This window comes from Rothia sp. HMSC071B01, assembly GCF_001808945.1.
In the GTDB taxonomy this organism is placed as follows: domain Bacteria; phylum Actinomycetota; class Actinomycetes; order Actinomycetales; family Micrococcaceae; genus Rothia.
Genome location: NZ_KV795073.1, coordinates 531,834 through 549,679 on the forward strand (window position 1 = coordinate 531,834; position 17,846 = coordinate 549,679).

Consider the following 17,846-nt stretch of genomic DNA (forward strand, 5'->3'; position numbering starts at 1 on the left):
TGTGCTATTCCAGCGCTAGGCTATTCCACCACGCGACCCACCGACGGCGGCAACGCGGCACGCAGCTTCGTCAGCATCTCCTCATACTCGGCGGTCGGGTCGGAATCAGCCACGATAGCGCCACCCGCGGCAAGAGTCACCGCGCCCTCATCGTGCGCCACGAGCGTGCGAATCACAATCGACAGGTTCGCCGAACCATCCACCGACACAAAGCCCAGAGCACCCGAATACACGCCGCGAGCGCGACCCTCCAGGCCCTCAATAATCTGCATGGTCGAAGGCTTCGGGGCACCCGTCATCGAACCGCCCGGGAAGCACGCCCGCGCGGCAGCCACCGCACTCACGCCCTCACGCAGACGCGAACTGACCGTAGACACCAGCTGATGCACCGTCGAATAGCTCTCCACGCCCATGAGCACGGGCACGCGCACAGACGCCGGGTCAGACACCGTGGACAGGTCATTACGCAGCAGATCCACGATCATGAGGTTCTCGGCACGGGTCTTCTCATCGGTACGCAACCATGCCGCCGCCGCGGCGTCTTCTTCCGGAGTAACGCCACGAGCGATCGTGCCCTTAATCGGCTTCGTCTGGGCGTTACGCTGCTCATCCACGCTCAAAAAACGCTCCGGCGAAGAAGAAAGCACCGAAAAATCACCGCACCGCAGATACGCCGCATACGGCGCCGCATTGTGGGCGCGCTGGCGGCGGTACAGCTCAAAGAAAAGCTCCGGGCTCGGATTGGGGATGCGCGCGACCGTCTGCGCGGTCAGGCACACCTCGTAGCTGTTACCCTCGTAGATTTCGTGCTGACTAGTACGAACGGCATCCATGTAGGCTTCCGCGGCGGGTGCCGGGAAGAGCAGGAGCTCGGCGAGCTCAGGGGCATTTTCAGGGGCGTTGACGGGAGCATTTTCGGAGGCGCACTCCCCTGCCGCACTCAGCGCCGCATTCAGCACCGGAGTCAGCGCCGCGCTCAGCAGCCGCTCCGCCGCCTCACACCACGACTCATCGCCCACCAGCCAGCTACGCGCTGCAACCCCCGGGCGGGCATGCTCATGCACCAGGTAGCGAACCGCCGGCAACCACAGAGAATCCGGGGTCGGCGCCTCATGCGCCGGCAGGTAGCCCGGCACCGGGTGGCCGTGCTCCATGCCCATGGCGGCACGCGCCTCATAGCCGAAATAGCCCACGTAACCGCCACGCAAACCCGCAGGCAGACCGGTTGCCGCCGCGGTATCCGGGTGCACGCGCGGTGCGCAGGCGAGCGCCGCCTCCAGCTGGGCGAAGGGGTCTTTCCCGCCAGACTCAGCCGCCGCACGCGCCGAATCCACGCGCAGGGGCGACAGCTGCGGCGGGACCACGCCCACATACGAGGCAACCGACATGGGCGACTCCTCGCGCGCGGAATCCAGCCAGAAGGAATACTCGGCACCACCGGTCAGCAGCGGGTACGCCTCCTCGCAGTTCACCGCGAAAGGAAGCGGGCGCACGATAAGCTCCCGCGTCTGCGCATCCCACGGGATGCTCTGCAGAATACTCGGCAGGGCATGAGGGGACGCAGAAGCGGGAGCGTTCGAGGTAGAAAAAATACGGTCCGCGGAAGTTTCAGTCACGGACTCCATTGTATGGCTGTATGGTGTGCAGGCGAACTGGCGGTTTAGTGAACGACTGCGGGTGCTTCGCCGTTTTCGCTGGTCATCGGCAGACCGGCAGCGAACCATGCGCTGGTGCCGCCCGCAATGTTGTGTGCGGCGTAGCCGTGCTCGCGCAGGAAGGTTGCAGCGCGGTTCGAACGGCCGCCACCGTGGCAGATGACGTAGAAGTCTTCGCCGGGTGCGGGCAGTTCAGCCAGACGCTCAGCGATGGTACCGAGGGTGATGTGCTTGGCGCCGGTGGCGTGGCCGCCCTCCCATTCGTAGTCTTCACGCACGTCGATGATGGTTGCGCCTGCGGGAACGTCGCGGGGGTCAATCTGGGGTACAGCAGTCATGGGGTTCTCCTTTGAATTGAATGAGGACGGGCCGGTCGGCACGGTGGGGTGCCGGGTGGGCATAATTGTGGTTCCACTCTATCGCGTTGGGGGTGTGCGGCGCATCTAGCCCGGTATTTGGGGGTTTGTGAGACTCGGAAATGATGCATACGAAAAAATCGAAATGATTTTTCATGCACTGATTGATAGTTCAATCTTTGAAATATATGAACAAAATATGTATACATATGCACCCACAAGGGTATAGACTTAAACACATATTGCCCGGGTCACACAGAACCCCGGGCTTGCACAGAAAAGAATTACCACCATGTCCAACACCATCACAGGTGCCGAACCCAAGGACACCAAGACCTTCTTCGGCCACCCGAGCATGCTCGCGAACCTGTTCACCGTAGAAATGTGGGAGCGCTTCTCCTTCTACGGCATGCAGGGCATCATGATCTACTACCTGTACTACACCGCCGACAAGGGCGGCCTGGGCCTCGACAAGGACCTCGCCACCGGCGTTATCGGCGCGTACGGTGCAGTCGTGTACCTCATGGCAATCCTCGGCGGTATCCTCGGTGACCGCCTCCTCGGCCCCGAGCGTACCCTCTTCTACTCCGCTATCGGCATCATGGCGGGCCACATCTCCCTCTCCCTCATCCCCGGCATTCCGGGTGTGGTGATTGGTCTGCTGCTGGTCGCTATCGGCTCCGGTGGTCTGAAGAGTAATGCCTCCGTGCTGGTCGGCTCCCTCTACTCGGACAACGACCACCGCCGCGACGCGGGCTTCACCATCTTCTACATCGGCGTGAACACCGGTGCACTCATCGGCCCGATTCTGACCGGTTGGGGCTGGAGCACCGGCGGTTTCCACCTCGGCTTTGGCCTGGCTGCTATCGGTATGGCTGCCGGCCTGATTCAGTACTCGCTGACCCGCAAGAACCTGCCCGCCTCCGTACACCACGTGGGCACCCCCTTCACCAGCGCTCAGAAGCGTAACTTCTTCCTGGCACTGGTCGGTATCGTGGTCGTTCTCGGTATCCTGCTGGCAACCGGCCTGATGACCGCAGACAACCTCAAGAACTGGGTCATGGGCTTCATCTTCATCGGCGCTATCGCCCTGTTCGCTCAGCTGCTGACCGCTAAGGACGTCACCGCGGATGAGCGTTCCCGCGTCACCGCATTCATTCCCCTGTGGATTGCAAACGCCGTGTTCTGGGCACTGTACCAGCAGCAGTTCACCGTCATGGCGGTGTACTCGGATGAGCGCCTCAACTGGAACATCCTGGGCATGGAACTGAGCCCGAACCTGGTCAACTCCATCAACCCGATTTTCATCATCGTCTTCGGCATGATGTTCTCCGCCCTGTGGACCAAGTGGGGTGACCGCCAGCCGGTCACCACCGTGAAGTTCTCCGCAGCGCTGATTATTATTGGCCTGGCGTTCTGGATCTTCCTCGCTCAGGCGGGTGTTCAGAGCGTGAACGTCGGCTGGATTGTGCTGATTCTATTCGTCTGCACCATCGCTGAGCTGATTATTTCCCCGGTGGGCATTTCGCTGGCGACCAAGCTCGCACCGAAGGCGCACCGCGTGAACATGATGGCGCTGTACTTCACCTCCGTGGCAATGGGTACCGTGCTGTCGGGTTGGTTGGCTCAGTTCTACAGCATGGAAACTGAAGTTCCCTACTTCACCTGGATGGGTATTATCACCATCGCGACCGGTGTGCTGCTGTTCCTGGTGCACAAGCCGGTTCAGAAGATGATGCGCGGCGTGAAGTAGCCACAAAGTTGCTTATCTACACTGCCAACTCGCTGCTTCGGGCAGCGTGAGCGTGTAGATGTGAGGGCCCAGAATCCTTGAATTACCAAGGGTTCGGGGCCCTTACTATACGCCCTGGTACATGCTCCAGTGTATGCCCCGGTGTATGCTCCCGGCAGTCGGAGCCCCGGAATGTCGAGGGGGGTTCAGGAGGGGCGTTCGGAGCATGTTCCTTAATGAGACAATCCGCGCAGATTTTCTTATTAAGCGCCTTAATAAGAAAATTGAAGTGTATTGTCTTATTAAGACCCCTCAAGCACGACCAGCATTAACGACACCCAGGAGGAGGAACCATGCCCTCAGCCACCACCTGGCCCGCCCTCACATGGGAGCCGCAAACCCCCTGGGTTCACCGGGACGCCCTCGCCTCCCGACGCGCAACGCGCCGCAACTCCGGCACCTTCTCCAGCGCCGTACCCGCTTCCATTGCCGCACTCAACGTCGAACTCAGCCCCGCACTGCGAGCGCGCCTCCAGGAGAACGCCACCGCAATGACCCGCTTCGATGAGCGGCTCCACCACATCGGCGGCATCCCCTTCTCTGCGGTTCTTCTGCGTGGCGAATCCGCCTCCAGCTCGCAGATCGAAAACCTCACCGTTAGTGCCCGCAAGCTCTCACTGGCTGTCCTGGGTGCAAGCGGGTCGAAAGTTGGCGTTAACGCCGAGCTGGTGGCACGCAACGTTCACGCCATGCGTGCAGCCTTGAACACCGCAGAAAACATTAGCGTCGATAACATCCTCGCGATGCACCGCGAACTGACCCGCGGCCTACAGCAGGACTCCGGCGTACTCCGCACCCAGTGGGTGTGGATTAAGGGCGATTCGCCGGTAACCGCCGACTATGTGGCGCCGCATCACGAGAGGGTTCCTGCCGCCCTCGAAGACCTTGTAGCCTTCATGAACCGCCGCGATATTGACCCCCTCGCGCAGGCGGCTATCGCGCACGCCCAATTTGAAACGATTCACCCTTTCACTGACGGCAACGGCAGAACCGGGCGAGCCCTCATCTCCGCGCTCCTGCTCGCCTGCGGCGTCACCCGCCACGTGATTCTGCCCGTCTCCTCCGGGCTGTTGCACGATACCGATGGGTACATTCAGGCGCTCACCGACTACCGTGCAGGCGATGCCGAGCCCATCATCGAGCTCTTCATCGACGCCACACAGAAGGCAATTACCAACGCAGAAATCCTGGCGCAAGACATTGAAACCCTGCGCGATGAGGTGCTGTCCATTGCCCAGCGTAAAACCCCTCTCCTGCGTTCCCTCACCGACCTGTGCTGTACCGAGCCCGCCTTCACCGCACGCATGGTGGAGGAACACACGCGGGGGTCCCGGGCTAGTGTGTATCGCCTCCTCAACCGCATGGTGGAGTTGCAAATTCTGCGTGAAGAACGCGTCAAAATTCAGGGGCAAAAAGTGTGGACTGTCCCCGCTCTCAACCGCGCCCTCGACGACTTTGCAGCACGAGCGGGACGGCGCGGATAGATGCGCCTCCGGGTTCGATAACCCACGCGAAAATTCTGCGGCTGTAGGCGGGTTCCCATGCACGGAACTGTGACGATTTATGTCTCCGCATGAACACACATGACGAACATTAGAGTCAAAAAGGACGTATTAAGCCACGAACAGAAATCTACTAGACAGCCCTCAACCACGGGTCTAAGGTGAATCCATAACAAACCGGAAGGCCCCTTCCGGAACAACCCTTCAACCCTAAGCCGAGGAGAACATCATGGCACTTTACCTGGTAGAACTGACCCCCGCACAGCCGTCCAAGGACGAAGCAACCGCACTCATCGAGACCGTCAACTCGTCCCTGAGCCACGGCGCCGAGCTCATCGAAACCCAGGTCTCCGCAGACCACAAGATTGTCTTCGTCATCGTCGAAGCTGAGAGCACCGCATTCGGCCCCGACCTCACCGCAGCCATCGGTGAGCGCGCAGCCGTCGCAGGCCCCGACGCAGTCCGCCTGGTCGGCGCAGAGCTCGAAGACATCAAGAAGCTCAAGAAGGACGCAGACTACCTGGTTGAGTGGGACATCCCCGCAGAAATCACCATGGAACAGTACCTGACCCGCAAGAAGGCAAACGCCCCCAAGTACGCTGAAGTACCCGAGGTTTCCTTCCTGCGCACCTACGTTCGCGAAGACACCGCAAAGTGCCTCTGCTTCTACGACGCACCCGACGAAGAAGCTGTTGTTCGCGCCCGTAAGGCCGTCAGCACCCCCATTGACCGACTGTTCAAGCTGCACGCATAGATGTGACACTCCCCGCTTAGGAGAAACCCCATGTCCGAGTTCACTCTCGAACCCCTCTACGACTACCCCCAGCGCGAGCAGGTGCTCGCACTCGCCCGAACCCACGCTAGCGCGGTTGACCGTGGCGAGCGTTCCCCCTTCGAGAACCTGCGCGAAATCGCTAAGGACGGCCTGATTACCCTGGGCCGTGACGGCGACTCCCTGGTCCCCCAGGTTTCGGTAGCGTTCGACCTTGCCACCGAGGATGCCTCCACGGCGTTCTCCCTGTGGGCTCACCGCTCCACCATCGCGTTCTTTGACGCTGTGGGCCGCGAGCTGCCCGAGGGTCTGGCGGATGCAACCGTCAGCGGCACCACCGCGATGGCGGCAGCGTACAAGGAGGCTTCGGGCCTGGCACCGATTAAGGTTGAGGGCACTCTCGTTGAGGGCGGTCTGAAGCTGAACGGTTCCGTGTCGTGGGCGTCGAACCTGTACCCGGGCGGCGTGATTGTTCTTCCGGTGGCTGTGCAGAACGCCCCGGAGAGCCACCCGAACCGCTACATCGTGACGGTTCGCCAGAACGTTGAGGGTCTGAGCGTTGACTACCACCGCAACCTGCTGGCACTGAACGGCACCGAGTCTGGCACTCTGAAGTTCGAGGACGTTTTCGTTCCGAGCGAGGACATTCTGAGCGATAACATTGAGGCGTTCTTGCACGATGTGACCGCGCCGTTCCTGCTGGTTCAGTCGTCGTTCTGCTTGGGTCTTGCCGCTGGTGCTCTACAGGAGGCTGCTAAGCATCTGGACGTCTCCCAGGGTGTGTTCCGTCCTGAGTTCCCGCTGATTCTGACGGAGTACCAGAGCCTGCGTGAGGAACTGGTTCGCCTGGCGTCTGAGCCGGAGCGTGCTGAGCGTCGTGACCTGCTGAGCTTGCGTTTGGGTGTTTCGCACTTTGCAACCATTGCTACTCACTTTGAGCTGCAGGTTGTTGGAGGCGCCGGTTACGTGGCTACTTCCCCGACTGCTCGTCGCCTGCGTGAGGCGTCGTTCCTGCCGGTTCAGTCGCCGACCGAAGGTCACCTGCGATATGAGTTGGCGCGTTACGATCACCTGGAGAACCTGCGTGACGCTCTCTAAGCTAATGAGCTACGTATAGCGAGTGTTTTTATTCGCTCTTTGCATCAATACCCCGTATATGCTTTGAATTGCATATACGGGGTATTGATGCATTCTGGGCTATATACGGGATATGGAGCCCACAATAAAAGAAGACTATGCCCTAATTAACGTATCCCTGCTCATATTTATAGGCGTTTAGCTGTGACCTACACCCATATGCGCGTAGAATTATGTGGAATTTTATACACCACCACATTCACCTCAGGAGCTCCCTTTGAGCATCTCTAAAATTCTCGGCTTTGACTGGTCGATTCACGGCGACGGTCGAAGCATTCAGCCCGGTTCCTTCGTCGCCCCGAACGAGCGCCTCGCCTGGCCGATTACTATCGGCATTGGCGCGCAGCACGTGGTTGCAATGTTCGGCGCAACCTTCCTCGTGCCGATTATTACCGGCTTCCCGCCGGCAACCACCCTGTTCTTCTCGGGTCTCGGCACGGTCCTGTTCCTGCTCATTACTCGCGGACGCGTCCCCTCCTACTTGGGTTCTTCGTTTGCGTTCATTGCGCCTCTGGCGGCTGCCATGAACTCGCACGGCCCCGCTGGCGCCCTCGGCGGCATCGTCATGGCGGGTATCGCCCTGTTCCTGGTCGGCCTGATCGTTCAGTTTGCTGGCACCGGCTGGCTCACCAAGCTCATGCCGCCAGTTGTCACCGGCTCGATTGTGGCGCTGATTGGTTTCAACCTGGCAAAGAGCGCTAAGGACAACTTCATGGTGGCACCGGTGACCGCACTGGTGACCCTGTGCTCCATCATCCTGATTTCGGTGCTCTTCAAGGGCATTATTGGTCGCCTGTCTATCCTGCTGGGTGTGGGCATCGGCTACATTACCGCTGTCATTCGCGGCGAGGTGGACTTTTCTAAGATTGACACGGCTGTGCAGACTCAGGGCATTATTGGCCTGCCGCAGTTCCAGACCCCCGAGTTCCACTGGGAGCTCGCTGGCCTGTTCATCCCCGTGATCCTGGTGCTCGTGGCTGAGAACATCGGCCACGTGAAGTCTGTTGCTCTGATGAGCGGCAAGAACCTGGACGACTACTCGGGCCGTGCCCTCATGGCGGACGGTCTGGCAACCACCATCGCCGGGTTCGGCGGAGGTTCGGGTACCACCACCTACGCTGAGAACATCGGTGTGATGGCTGCGACCAAGGTGTACTCCACCGCGGCGTACTGGGTGGCTGCTATTTTCGCGATTGCGCTGTCCATGTTCCCCGCGTTCGGTGCGGCAATTGCGACCGTTCCTGCGGGTGTTCTGGGCGGTGCCGCAACCGTGCTGTACGGCATGATCGGTATGCTCGGTGCCCGTATTTGGAGCGAGAACCGCGTGAACTTCTCGAACCAGATTAACCTGACTACCGCCGCTGTGGCGCTGATTGTGGGTATTGCGGACTACACCTGGACCTTCGGTGAGCTGTCTTTCGCCGGTATTGCTCTGGGTACCGCTGCGACCCTGATTATCTTCCACCTGATGACCTTCATCGCGAAGTACACGAAGGCTGCTGGCGACCCGTTGGAGCCCTTCGATCCTGAGAAGAGCACTGAGGTGCACTAGGCGCCTGACCGCCCGTTGGAGTAATACTCCTGAGGCGTAGGCTGCAGAAAAGCGGCCCGGATGGAAACCAATCCATCCGGGCCGCTTTTGTTGTTAGCCCGATGTTCGATTAGGCCAGGCGGTATGTCGTATTGCGGTTGCCTCGACCACCTTCACGCACGATTACGCCCTCTTGAAGAAGCTTTGTCAGAACGTACCGGACCTGCGGCTTCCGCAGCTCAGCAAAAGGCCCGGGAAGAGCACCCATGATGTCGTCGATACCGGCGGGGTGACGTAGCGAGCGCAGAGCGAGGAGCACCGCCTCCTGACGGCTGCTGGGAACCGTAGGTGACGATTGGCGCGGGCCTGCTTCCGACTTCTGCTTCGGTGAACCGACGTCGGCGGCACGAGCACCAACCAGAGGCTCCCGGCTAATAATCGCGGTAAAACGAATGACCCCATCAATGAATTGGATGGGTTTCAGCCCTGCCTGACGCACCGCCTCCTGGGCAGTGTAGATGCCGCTACCCTCGCCCTCGATGACTCGGTATCCGTCGTCGGGGGTTGTTACGTGCGTGCAGACGTCATACAGGCGGTCGTTCACGCGGGAACGTTCTCCATACTCTTGCAGGCGCTGGAGAGTGATTCCGTATAGACCACCGGGGTTCTCTACAGAGATTCGGTCGGGGAAAATCCTGACGCGCACCTCTTCGGTATCTGCTTTGGGGTTGAGGCTGCGGTGTACGAGTGCATTCGACAGAATCTCACGAAGGGCAATATCGGGTACTTCCTGCCCGTTGATGAGATGCCCATTGGACAGCTCGACAACCGGGTGTGCCAGGTTCCGATTGATCCATGCCAGAGTCTCTTCGAGCATGGCGGGGGTGGGGCCGTCCGCCTCGAATTTGTCGAGGTTGCGAGCTTTACCGTTTGGGTCGATGACGACTCCAGTGACTTTGAGCGAGGGCCTGAACTCTTGGGGGTAAGAACCCAAGGCGTACAGGCCGGCAAGGGAAAGGTTGTCGGTTCCGAGGGCAATAATTCCCTTGCGGCGGAGCACTTCTTCATCGGAGCTTCCAGCAAGGCGGCGTGATTTAGCGCGTACGTCTCGCAGATAAGCAGTTTTGAGGCCTTCGTCTAGGTCAGCTATGGAGGTGTATTCCACCGGCTCCTCATCGAATCCGGTGCGTGTCCGCTGAGCCACCATCAGGTCGGTTTCGTGGCGGCTCATTTCGTGGTCACCGTCGCCGGAACGCACGTACGCTTTACCGCCAATGTAGGCGGGTCGTTCGTAGGGAGGCAGCGGAGGAATTGTGGCAACAAAGATTTTGGTGCCTTCATAGAGGATAGTGCCAGATTCCATGGTGTTCGGCGGCTTGAGGCCCCTGCGGAGCTTGTTGCCGAGGGTTTTTTCTAGGTCTGCAGGGTCGTATACGCCTACAGGTGCAAAGTCATTATTCTCATCGAGTCCACAGATAATGATTCCGCCCGTGGAACTATTGGAGAAGCTACTAAGGGTTGCGTCTAGGCTTCCGGGGTAGCCTCCGTGGGCTTTTTTAACCTCGATAAACTGCGTATCGCTACCGTGAGTACGCAGTAGTTTGATGGTTTCAGTAAGCCATTCGGGGGTCCATTCCACGTTGTTCATACAAAAATTTTAGTCTAGACACAAATCAGATGTAAATCAGACACAAAAATTTGAGTCTAGACATAAATTTTTATGTCTAGACTCAAATTTTTTATGTGTAGACATAAAAGTTTATGTCTGAGTTATGTCTGCGGAGGCTGACCCAGCCGCTAGTGCTGGATAGCAGTGCTAGGCGGCTAGGACCGTTCGGCGAGCATCGCCTCAATCGTCTGCGCCACACCGTCCTCATGGAAGGCCGGGCAGGTGCGCCCCACCTTCGCAATGAGCGCCGGCTGACCCGAGGCCATAGCGAAGCCTTCCCCCGCCCAGCAGAGCATCTCAGCATCGTTCGGCATGTCACCGAACGCCATCACCTCGTGCGCCTCAATGCCGTGGCGTGCCGCGAACTTCTCCAAGATCCGCCCCTTATTCACAGTCTTAGAACCCATCTCAACGAGCGGTTCACCAACTACGCCGCGGGTCACCGACACCAGCGAACCCACCGCCTGATGCACGCGCGCCTGCAGAATATCCGGGTCCATGCCGGGCACACGGATCAGGTACTTAATGACCGGGGTTGAGCCAATTCGTTCCAGGGAATCAGCAATACTCGACTCAATAACGCGGGCGCCCTCAAGCACCTCACCGCCGTCGTGAGGCCCCTGAATATAGACGGTGTCTACGGTTTCCAGGGTGTAGGTGGCGTCGGGGAACATGGGTTCTAGGAGTTCGTGGGTGCGGGCAATCACCGCGGGATCTGCGCCGTTGATCTCTTCTACCTCGTTCGCGCCCAGGTGGTACACCACGGCACCGTTGGAGCAGATGGCGTAGGAGTCGAAGTCGGTCTGCTCGCGCAGGGGCGTGAGCCAGCGGCTCGGGCGGCCGGTAACGAAGACGATATCGATCCCGGCGGCGCGGGCAGCCTCAAGGGCGCGCAGGGTCCGCGGACGGAACCGGAAGTCGTGCCCGATGAGGGTGCCGTCCAGGTCGCTGGCGATGAGTTTAATCATGCAGATATGCCTTCAATGGTGGGGTGTATCGGTGCTGGTCAGTGTACGGTACTGGTCAGGGCGCGGGTCTGGTGGCGCGGGGCTCGTTAGACTGTGCCAGCGAGCCGGTGTGCCGCTATGCCGCCGGTTCCGCGTAGGTGACGGTCAGGAACGCGCGACCCAGACCGTGGCCGAGCAGGTTAAAGTTCACGACGGCGGGGCTGGCATTCTCGTCAATGTCGAGCTTCTCCACATCCACGGCGGTGACGCAGAAGATGTAGCGGTGCGGGCCGTGACCAGCCGGAGGCGCAGCACCCAGGAAGCCCGCCACACCGGCGTCGTTGCGGTGCGTCAGAGCGCCGGCGGGTGCATCCGCGCCAGTGTCAATGCTGGTCACGTTGGCGGGAATGTTGGAGACAGTCCAGTGCCAGAAGCCGCTGGGGACCGGCGCATCCGGGTCGAAGCAGGTCAGCACGAAGGACTTGGTGCCCTCGGGGAATCCGCTCCAGGACAGCTGCGGGGAGCGGTCCTGACCGCCCGCCACGCCGAAGAGGGCGGAGCGCATCCATTCGGGGGCGGTGCCGCCGTCCTGAATGTCGGTGGAGGTCAGGGTGAATTCGGGCAGTTCGGGCATGCCCGCGTAGGGTTCGCGGGGCAGGGGTGCGGTGCCGATGTTGGTCATGGTGCTCCTCAGCGTTGGGGTGCGGGTGGATATGGCGACGCCGGCGGACAGAGTGAGCTATCCGCCGGCGAGGCGTAGATTATTTAGCCGTTGAGTACGGCGGTCAGTTCTTCGCGGGTGGGCGGGTTAGCGCCCGCGCGGGAGACAGTGATGCCGGCTGCGGTCGCGGAGAAACGCAGCAGGTCGACGATGTCTTCGGCGGTCAGTGCGGCAACCTTGGCGCGCGCCTCAGCACCGGCGATACCGCGGTCGAGCAGGCCCGCGATGAGTGCCGCCATGAGGGAGTCACCGGCACCGACGGTGTCCGCAACCTCAACGCGGTGTGCGGGCTGGCTGATGCCCTCGGGGTACTTCTTGGTGAAGGCGATGGGGCCGTCCTCGCCGCGAGTGATGACCATCAGCTCAGCGCCGAGGTCAAGCCACGCGCGTGCGGTGTCGTCGAGGGAGCGGTCGGGGTAGAGCCACTGCAGGTCCTCGTCAGAGGCCTTGACGACGCTGGAGAGGGACACGAACTTTTCAGCCCAGGCGCGGCCCTCATCAACGTTGTGGATGAGGGTGGGGCGGCAGTTCGGGTCGTAGCTGAGCAGGGCACTGTCGCGGGCGGCTTCAAAAGCTGCGGCGACTACGTGCGCGCCGGGTTCGAGCATGGCGGCGATGGAGCCGGTGTGCACTGCATCGGAGGTGCGTGCCAGTTCGGTGAGCTTCTCGGCGACGGATTCAAGAGACCAGGTGATGTCGAATTCGTACTCTGCTGCGCCGTCTTCACCGATGGTGGCCTGGGCGACGGAGGTGCGTTCAGCACTGTGCTCGAAGGGCAGGTTCACCTGGGATGCTTCCAGGTGTGCGTCAATGCTCTTGCCGTAGGCGTCGGGGCCGTAGTGGCCGACGAAGTTGGTGGGGTGGCCGAGGCGGCGTGCGCCAACGGCTACGTTCATGGGCGATCCGCCGGGGTAGGCGCGGGTTTCTCCGTCGTGCTGGTGGACGACGTCTACGAGTGCTTCACCGATTACAGTCAACATGGTTTCAATTCTACTCATGTTTTCCGGGTCGTGACGTGTGTTTTTGTGGGTATTTAAAGTGGTTTTGCTTTCCCTTTTGAGGGCTTATGTTGGCTTGCCGTGTGGGTTCACAAACTGCCTTCTGTCTCTTCTGACTTTTAGCCTCAATATCGCTAATTTTGAGGCTCTGAAGGGGTCCGCACGGGTTAGACTTAAACCGACGCCGGGTCTTAACGCCCGGCACGGTATTGACGCGACAGCATCGTCGCGCCTACCCTCCAACGACGAAGTTAGGAAGAAGGTCATACGTGACGACTGCAACCGCTACCTGGGTTAACCGTGAGGCTACCGCAGAGGAGCTGATCCCCCTCATCGGTAAGCTGCACCGCGAGAACGGCGTGGTGCTGAGCATTCACGGCCGCAGCCTGGTCAACAAGTCTGTCATTGAGCTGCTGAAGCTGCACGATTTCGTATCCCACATCGACGGTGCGCCCCTGAACCCCGCGCACTCCCTCGAGCTGGTTCGCGCCCTGGTTGAGCTGAACCTGGGCGCGTGCTCGATTAACATTGCTGCTCTGCACAAGGCACACCACGAGGCCGGCTCCCCCGAGCTGTCCATGTGGCTGCCCGAGCAGCTGGGTTCCTCCGTGAACCACCAGGGTGACCAGCCGAAGGAGCAGGACGTTGTGCTGTACGGCTTCGGTCGTATTGGTCGCCTGCTGGCTCGTATTCTGCTGGAGCGCTCCTCCTCGCCGCTGGGTTCTGGCCTGAACCTGCGCGCTGTTGTGGTGCGTAAGAACGGCGATAAGGACCTGGTCAAGCGCGCATCCCTGCTGGAGCGCGACTCGGTTCACGGCCCCTTCAAGGGCGTTATTGAGGTGGACGAGGAGAACAGCACCATCATCGCTAACGGTGTTCCGGTTCGCTTCATTTACTCCTCCGACCCGACCACTGTCGACTACACCGAGTACGGCATCAAGGACGCTCTGCTGGTGGACAACACCGGCCGCTGGCGCGACGTTCCGGGCCTTGAGCAGCACCTGAACCGCCCCGGCATTTCTCGTGTTCTGCTGACCGCTCCCGGTAAGGGCGACATGAAGAACATCGTGTTCGGCGTGAACGACAACGTCATCACCGATGAGGACAAGATCCTCTCCGCAGCATCCTGCACCACCAACGCGATCACTCCGGCACTGAAGGTTCTGGATGACGCATACGGTGTTGAGCGCGGTCACGTTGAGACCGTTCACGCATTCACCAACGATCAGAACCTGATCGACAACTTCCACAAGGGTGACCGCCGCGGTCGCTCCGCTGTGCTGAACATGGTCATCACCGAGACCGGTGCAGCGAAGGCTGTTTCGAAGGCTCTGCCGCAGCTGGAAGGCAAGCTGACCGGTAACGCAATCCGCGTTCCCACCCCGGACGTCTCCATGGCAATCCTGAACGTGAAGCTGACCAAGCCCGCAGGTTCCGCTGAGGAACTGAACGAGCTGTTCCGCCGCGAGTCCATCGACGGCGAGCTGCGCCGCCAGGTGGGCTACTCGGATTCCCCCGAGGCTGTTTCCACCGACTTCGTGGGTTCCCGCACCGCAGGTGTTGTGGACTCGCTGGCTACCGTGGTGACCGATGACTCCGCAATTGTCTACGTCTGGTACGACAACGAGTTTGGTTACTCCTGCCAGGTGATTCGCGTTCTTGAGCGCATGGGCGGCTACGAAGTGCCCTCCTACCCCGCTAAGTAAGCTACCCCAGCTCATCTAGCACACATATAACAAACCCACCGGTACATATAGCCATTTGGCTATATTGCCGGTGGGTTTGTTTATGAGGTTATATGCGCAAATAAGGGGTGTCGCACAGAAGCTCAGAAGAGCTACGCGAGCGGTGAATTACGCCTTACGGCGGTACACCACACCCTGATGCGCCCGCAGCGTGAAGCTCGAAGGCACCGGGCGGTTTGCCGCATCCACCAGATTAGAGGGAACCGTCACGGTCACATCCTTCGAGCCGGTGTTCAGAGCAGCCCAACCACGAGTAAAGGCACGAGTCTGAGCGGTCTTCTGAGCGATAATACCGCCGACCGGATCTCCCAGGTCGTAGGAGAGCTCCGGGGCGTGCGGGATCTCGTCGTAGGCGTCGTGGTGGGTTGCACTGATGCCGGTGAAGGCACCTCCACCGAACACCCAGAAGCCCGCCAAACCGTAGAGGAAATTCTCATCCGTGCCGGTAATCGGAGCCTTGCGGTCGCTGAGCGGGGTACGCAGAATCGTCACCTTCTTCTGCGAGGCGGCGCTACGGCCACCCAGACCCGCAAAAGTAGCCCCCAGGTTCACGTCGCCCGCCGAGCCGTTCGCAATCTCACGACCCTGCATCACGGCATAGGGCGAAGACAGGTAGTCGTTCGGACCCCAGCCGAGCCACACCTCCTCAAAGCCGCCACCGTAGGCGCTGTGACGCTCCCACTTACCGTAACGCAGACGAGACTCAGCAATATTGGGCACCAGAATCTTGCCGATCTTATTCAGCTCAATACCGGCGTAGGCGACCAGAAAATCCAGGTGCTCACGGATCTTCGTCATAGACTCCACGCCCTGAATGGGCAGGTCCAGACCGTAGTAGTCGTTCTCCACGTCGTTATCAGCCATGACCCCGTCGAAGGGTGAGTCGCGCATTTCGCGCACCACAGCATCCACCCAGTGCCAACGGTAGTCAGCGTTCCACACCTGCATCTGGAAGTGCTTGGGGTAGCCCTTCCACTCGATACGGTCGCCGTTGAGGCGGTGGGCGAAGAAATCCTTACCGGAGTTCGCCATCGACTGCGCCAGCGGGTAAGACACACCCGACGAGTAAATCGGGCCGGGCTCATAAGAGCGGGTGGAGGACAGGCACTTGTACGCCAGCACCACCATTTGAGGTGCACGCTTCTTCAGGTAGCGTGCCGCGTCCAGTTCCCAGGGCTGCAGGATTGCGACAGAGTAGTTCTTGACCGCAAAATCGAGCTGCTGCTGGGTAATGGGCTTACCGCCGTAGCGGACCCAGGCACCAAATTTGCCGGGTCCGCCCAAGCGGGTGAGTTTATTCGCCATCGTACTCCGGGTCGAATTCGGGGGCGCGAGGGGGCAGCTTGCCCAGCTCGCGGTAGATCGTGTTGTAGCGGTCCATGACCAGTCGCAGCTGGAAGAAGCTGACGATACGGTCGTAGGCGTTCACACAGTAGCGTTCGTAGATGCTGGGCTCCTCCATAAGGGTGCGCAGCGCCGCCGCGAAGCCGTGAATATCGCCGGGGATGGTCAAGATACCGCAGTTACCGATTTCGTGGCCGTCGGGGGCGACCAGCACATCGTCGATGAGCTGGGACATACCGCCCACGTCGGTGCTGACCAGCGGGATGGACGCAGCCATCGCCTCGAGCGCCACAATCGGCTGACCCTCATTGTAGCTGGGCATGAGCAGCAGGTCGAAGCGGTCGAGCATCGCACGCACGTTCACGGTGCCGTGGAAGGTGATGTACTCGCCCATGTTGAGCTCTTCGATGGTGCGCAGGCACAGTTCGTAGTACTCGGGCAGGTGGTCCTTGGGGCCGAGCACGTCCAGGTGGAAGTTCACCAGGCCCTGATCGCGCAGCACCGCGAGGGAGCGAATCAGGTCGGTCAGGCCCTTAATGGGCACCACGCGGGCAATGAACACGAAGCGCCACACGTGGCCGCGGCCCTCAGCGAGGATGCGGGCACGCGCCGCCTGGCGGGCGTAGTAGGCTTCCGCCACGGACTCGATGAGCATGCCGTTGGGCAGAATGATTGCGCGGTCCTTCTCACCCTCGTTCATCTGGTCGATGGGCGCGCCAATACCGCGTGCCTCTTCCAGAGCCTTGGGGTACAGGTAGGTTGCCATGTCGGCGCTGGGGTAGCAGAAGCGTCCCATTTCGACGAACCAGACGGACCAGGCACGCTCGTCGAGGGTGACCGGGCCTAGGCCGGGGTGCTCACGCTCCTCGTGGAGGAAGGCGTAGTCGGTGGTGACGGGCTTCGCCATGTTGCGTTCGAGCTTGGTGTTCACGGTGTCGCGAATGTACAGGTTGTGCTCAGTCAGCAGGAAACTGGTGCCGTGGTCGCGTGCGGCTGCGGCGGCGATGAGTGCCGCGTAGCCGGTGGTGTGGGCGTGGTAGACGCGGGCGTGCGGCATCCGCTCGTGCAGGATCGCAAAGAGGATGGAGACGAAGTCGCGCACCTTCCAGAAGAGCTCGCCGAAGGGCACCTCGGAGAAGAAGCCCAGACCCGCAATCGCCTGCATGAACTCGCGGGTTCCGAAGAGGCCGAAGAGGTTGTAGCTGCGGGTTGCGGGGTTGATGCCCTCGTCGTAGAGCTTCCAGAGGGGGTTCACGTCGCCGGCGATGAGGGCACTGAAGCCATCCATGAGGCGGTTAGTGAGCGCCTGACGCTCCGCAAAGCTCATGCGCAGTGCGGAGGGGTCGCAGGCTTCCGCAAAGGCCTCGCGGTTGACTTCCAGGCTCAGGTACAGCACCTTGACCCACTTGACGTTCTCGGGCATGCCGTAGAGGTCTTCGTGGGGGGAGTTCTTATCCCAGGCGATGTGAATAATGCCGTAGGTCAGATCCGGGTTTTCGCAGACGATATCGTGCACCACCGCGGACACACCACCCTTGAGGTAGGGGTAGGTGGATTCCATGATGATGGCGACGTCAACGTCCGGGTATTCGGGGTCGCTGTAGTGGGGGCCGGGAGCCGGAAGCTGCAGCGGCGCATAGTGGTTTCGGTACATCTGTTCAGTCATTGTCGTGTGTA

General features: G+C 60.5%; 14 protein-coding genes. 6 read left to right on the top strand and 8 right to left on the bottom strand.

Annotated elements, in window-relative coordinates:
- Positions 1–20: 20 nt before the first annotated feature.
- The gene (locus HMPREF2527_RS07175) at positions 21–1,625 is read right to left on the bottom strand and encodes an anthranilate synthase component I family protein (protein WP_070507404.1); all 1,605 of its coding nucleotides are present in this window, start codon (positions 1,623–1,625) and stop codon (positions 21–23) included.
- A gap of 35 nt (positions 1,626–1,660) precedes the next feature.
- Entirely contained in the window at positions 1,661–1,993 is a 333-nt protein-coding gene (locus tag HMPREF2527_RS07180) for a rhodanese-like domain-containing protein (RefSeq protein ID WP_070507406.1), read from the bottom strand.
- Between the two features lie 310 nt (positions 1,994–2,303).
- Between HMPREF2527_RS07180 and HMPREF2527_RS07185 the strand changes: the two genes are divergently transcribed.
- The 5 genes from HMPREF2527_RS07185 to HMPREF2527_RS07205 all read left to right on the top strand — a co-directional run bounded on the left by HMPREF2527_RS07185 (position 2,304) and on the right by HMPREF2527_RS07205 (position 8,766).
- Positions 2,304–3,764 (top strand): peptide MFS transporter, encoded by a 1,461-nt coding sequence (locus tag HMPREF2527_RS07185; protein WP_070507408.1) that lies wholly within the window; start codon positions 2,304–2,306, stop codon positions 3,762–3,764.
- Positions 3,765–4,096: 332 nt separating this feature from the next.
- On the top strand, positions 4,097–5,287 hold the full coding sequence (locus HMPREF2527_RS07190; protein WP_070507411.1) for a Fic family protein: 1,191 nt from the start codon (positions 4,097–4,099) through the stop codon (positions 5,285–5,287).
- A gap of 247 nt (positions 5,288–5,534) precedes the next feature.
- On the top strand, positions 5,535–6,059 hold the full coding sequence (locus tag HMPREF2527_RS07195) for a DUF4242 domain-containing protein (protein ID WP_049326806.1): 525 nt from the start codon (positions 5,535–5,537) through the stop codon (positions 6,057–6,059).
- A 30-nt stretch (positions 6,060–6,089) separates the two neighbouring features.
- The gene (locus tag HMPREF2527_RS07200; RefSeq protein WP_070507412.1) at positions 6,090–7,175 is read left to right on the top strand and encodes an acyl-CoA dehydrogenase family protein; all 1,086 of its coding nucleotides are present in this window, start codon (positions 6,090–6,092) and stop codon (positions 7,173–7,175) included.
- Between the two features lie 256 nt (positions 7,176–7,431).
- Positions 7,432–8,766 (top strand): uracil-xanthine permease family protein, encoded by a 1,335-nt coding sequence (locus HMPREF2527_RS07205; protein ID WP_070507415.1) that lies wholly within the window; start codon positions 7,432–7,434, stop codon positions 8,764–8,766.
- A gap of 109 nt (positions 8,767–8,875) precedes the next feature.
- Here the strand turns inward: HMPREF2527_RS07205 and HMPREF2527_RS07210 are convergent, their stop codons facing one another.
- From HMPREF2527_RS07210 to HMPREF2527_RS07225, 4 genes are all read right to left on the bottom strand, one after another.
- Positions 8,876–10,393, bottom strand: coding sequence for an ATP-binding protein (locus HMPREF2527_RS07210; RefSeq protein WP_070507416.1), 1,518 nt, complete (start codon positions 10,391–10,393; stop codon positions 8,876–8,878).
- A 176-nt stretch (positions 10,394–10,569) separates the two neighbouring features.
- Positions 10,570–11,382 carry an HAD-IIB family hydrolase gene (locus HMPREF2527_RS07215; protein WP_049362455.1) on the bottom strand — a complete coding sequence of 271 codons (813 nt, stop codon included), beginning with the start codon at positions 11,380–11,382 and terminating at the stop codon, positions 10,570–10,572.
- A 115-nt stretch (positions 11,383–11,497) separates the two neighbouring features.
- Positions 11,498–12,043, bottom strand: coding sequence for a YbhB/YbcL family Raf kinase inhibitor-like protein (locus tag HMPREF2527_RS07220; protein WP_070507419.1), 546 nt, complete (start codon positions 12,041–12,043; stop codon positions 11,498–11,500).
- An 83-nt stretch (positions 12,044–12,126) separates the two neighbouring features.
- Positions 12,127–13,062 (bottom strand): carbohydrate kinase family protein, encoded by a 936-nt coding sequence (locus HMPREF2527_RS07225; RefSeq protein WP_070507421.1) that lies wholly within the window; start codon positions 13,060–13,062, stop codon positions 12,127–12,129.
- A 287-nt stretch (positions 13,063–13,349) separates the two neighbouring features.
- Here HMPREF2527_RS07225 and HMPREF2527_RS07230 point away from each other — a divergent pair, with 287 nt between their 5' ends.
- Positions 13,350–14,786, top strand: a complete 1,437-nt coding sequence (locus HMPREF2527_RS07230) for a glyceraldehyde-3-phosphate dehydrogenase (protein WP_070507423.1) — start codon at positions 13,350–13,352, stop codon at positions 14,784–14,786.
- Positions 14,787–14,933: 147 nt separating this feature from the next.
- Here the strand turns inward: HMPREF2527_RS07230 and HMPREF2527_RS07235 are convergent, their stop codons facing one another.
- Positions 14,934–16,130, bottom strand: a complete 1,197-nt coding sequence (locus HMPREF2527_RS07235; RefSeq protein WP_070507425.1) for a putative glycoside hydrolase family 15 protein — start codon at positions 16,128–16,130, stop codon at positions 14,934–14,936.
- Positions 16,120–17,835 carry a GT4 family glycosyltransferase PelF gene (gene pelF, locus HMPREF2527_RS07240; RefSeq protein WP_070507427.1) on the bottom strand — a complete coding sequence of 572 codons (1,716 nt, stop codon included), beginning with the start codon at positions 17,833–17,835 and terminating at the stop codon, positions 16,120–16,122. The genes HMPREF2527_RS07235 and pelF overlap by 11 nt, the downstream gene beginning before the upstream one ends.
- Positions 17,836–17,846 lie beyond the last annotated feature (11 nt).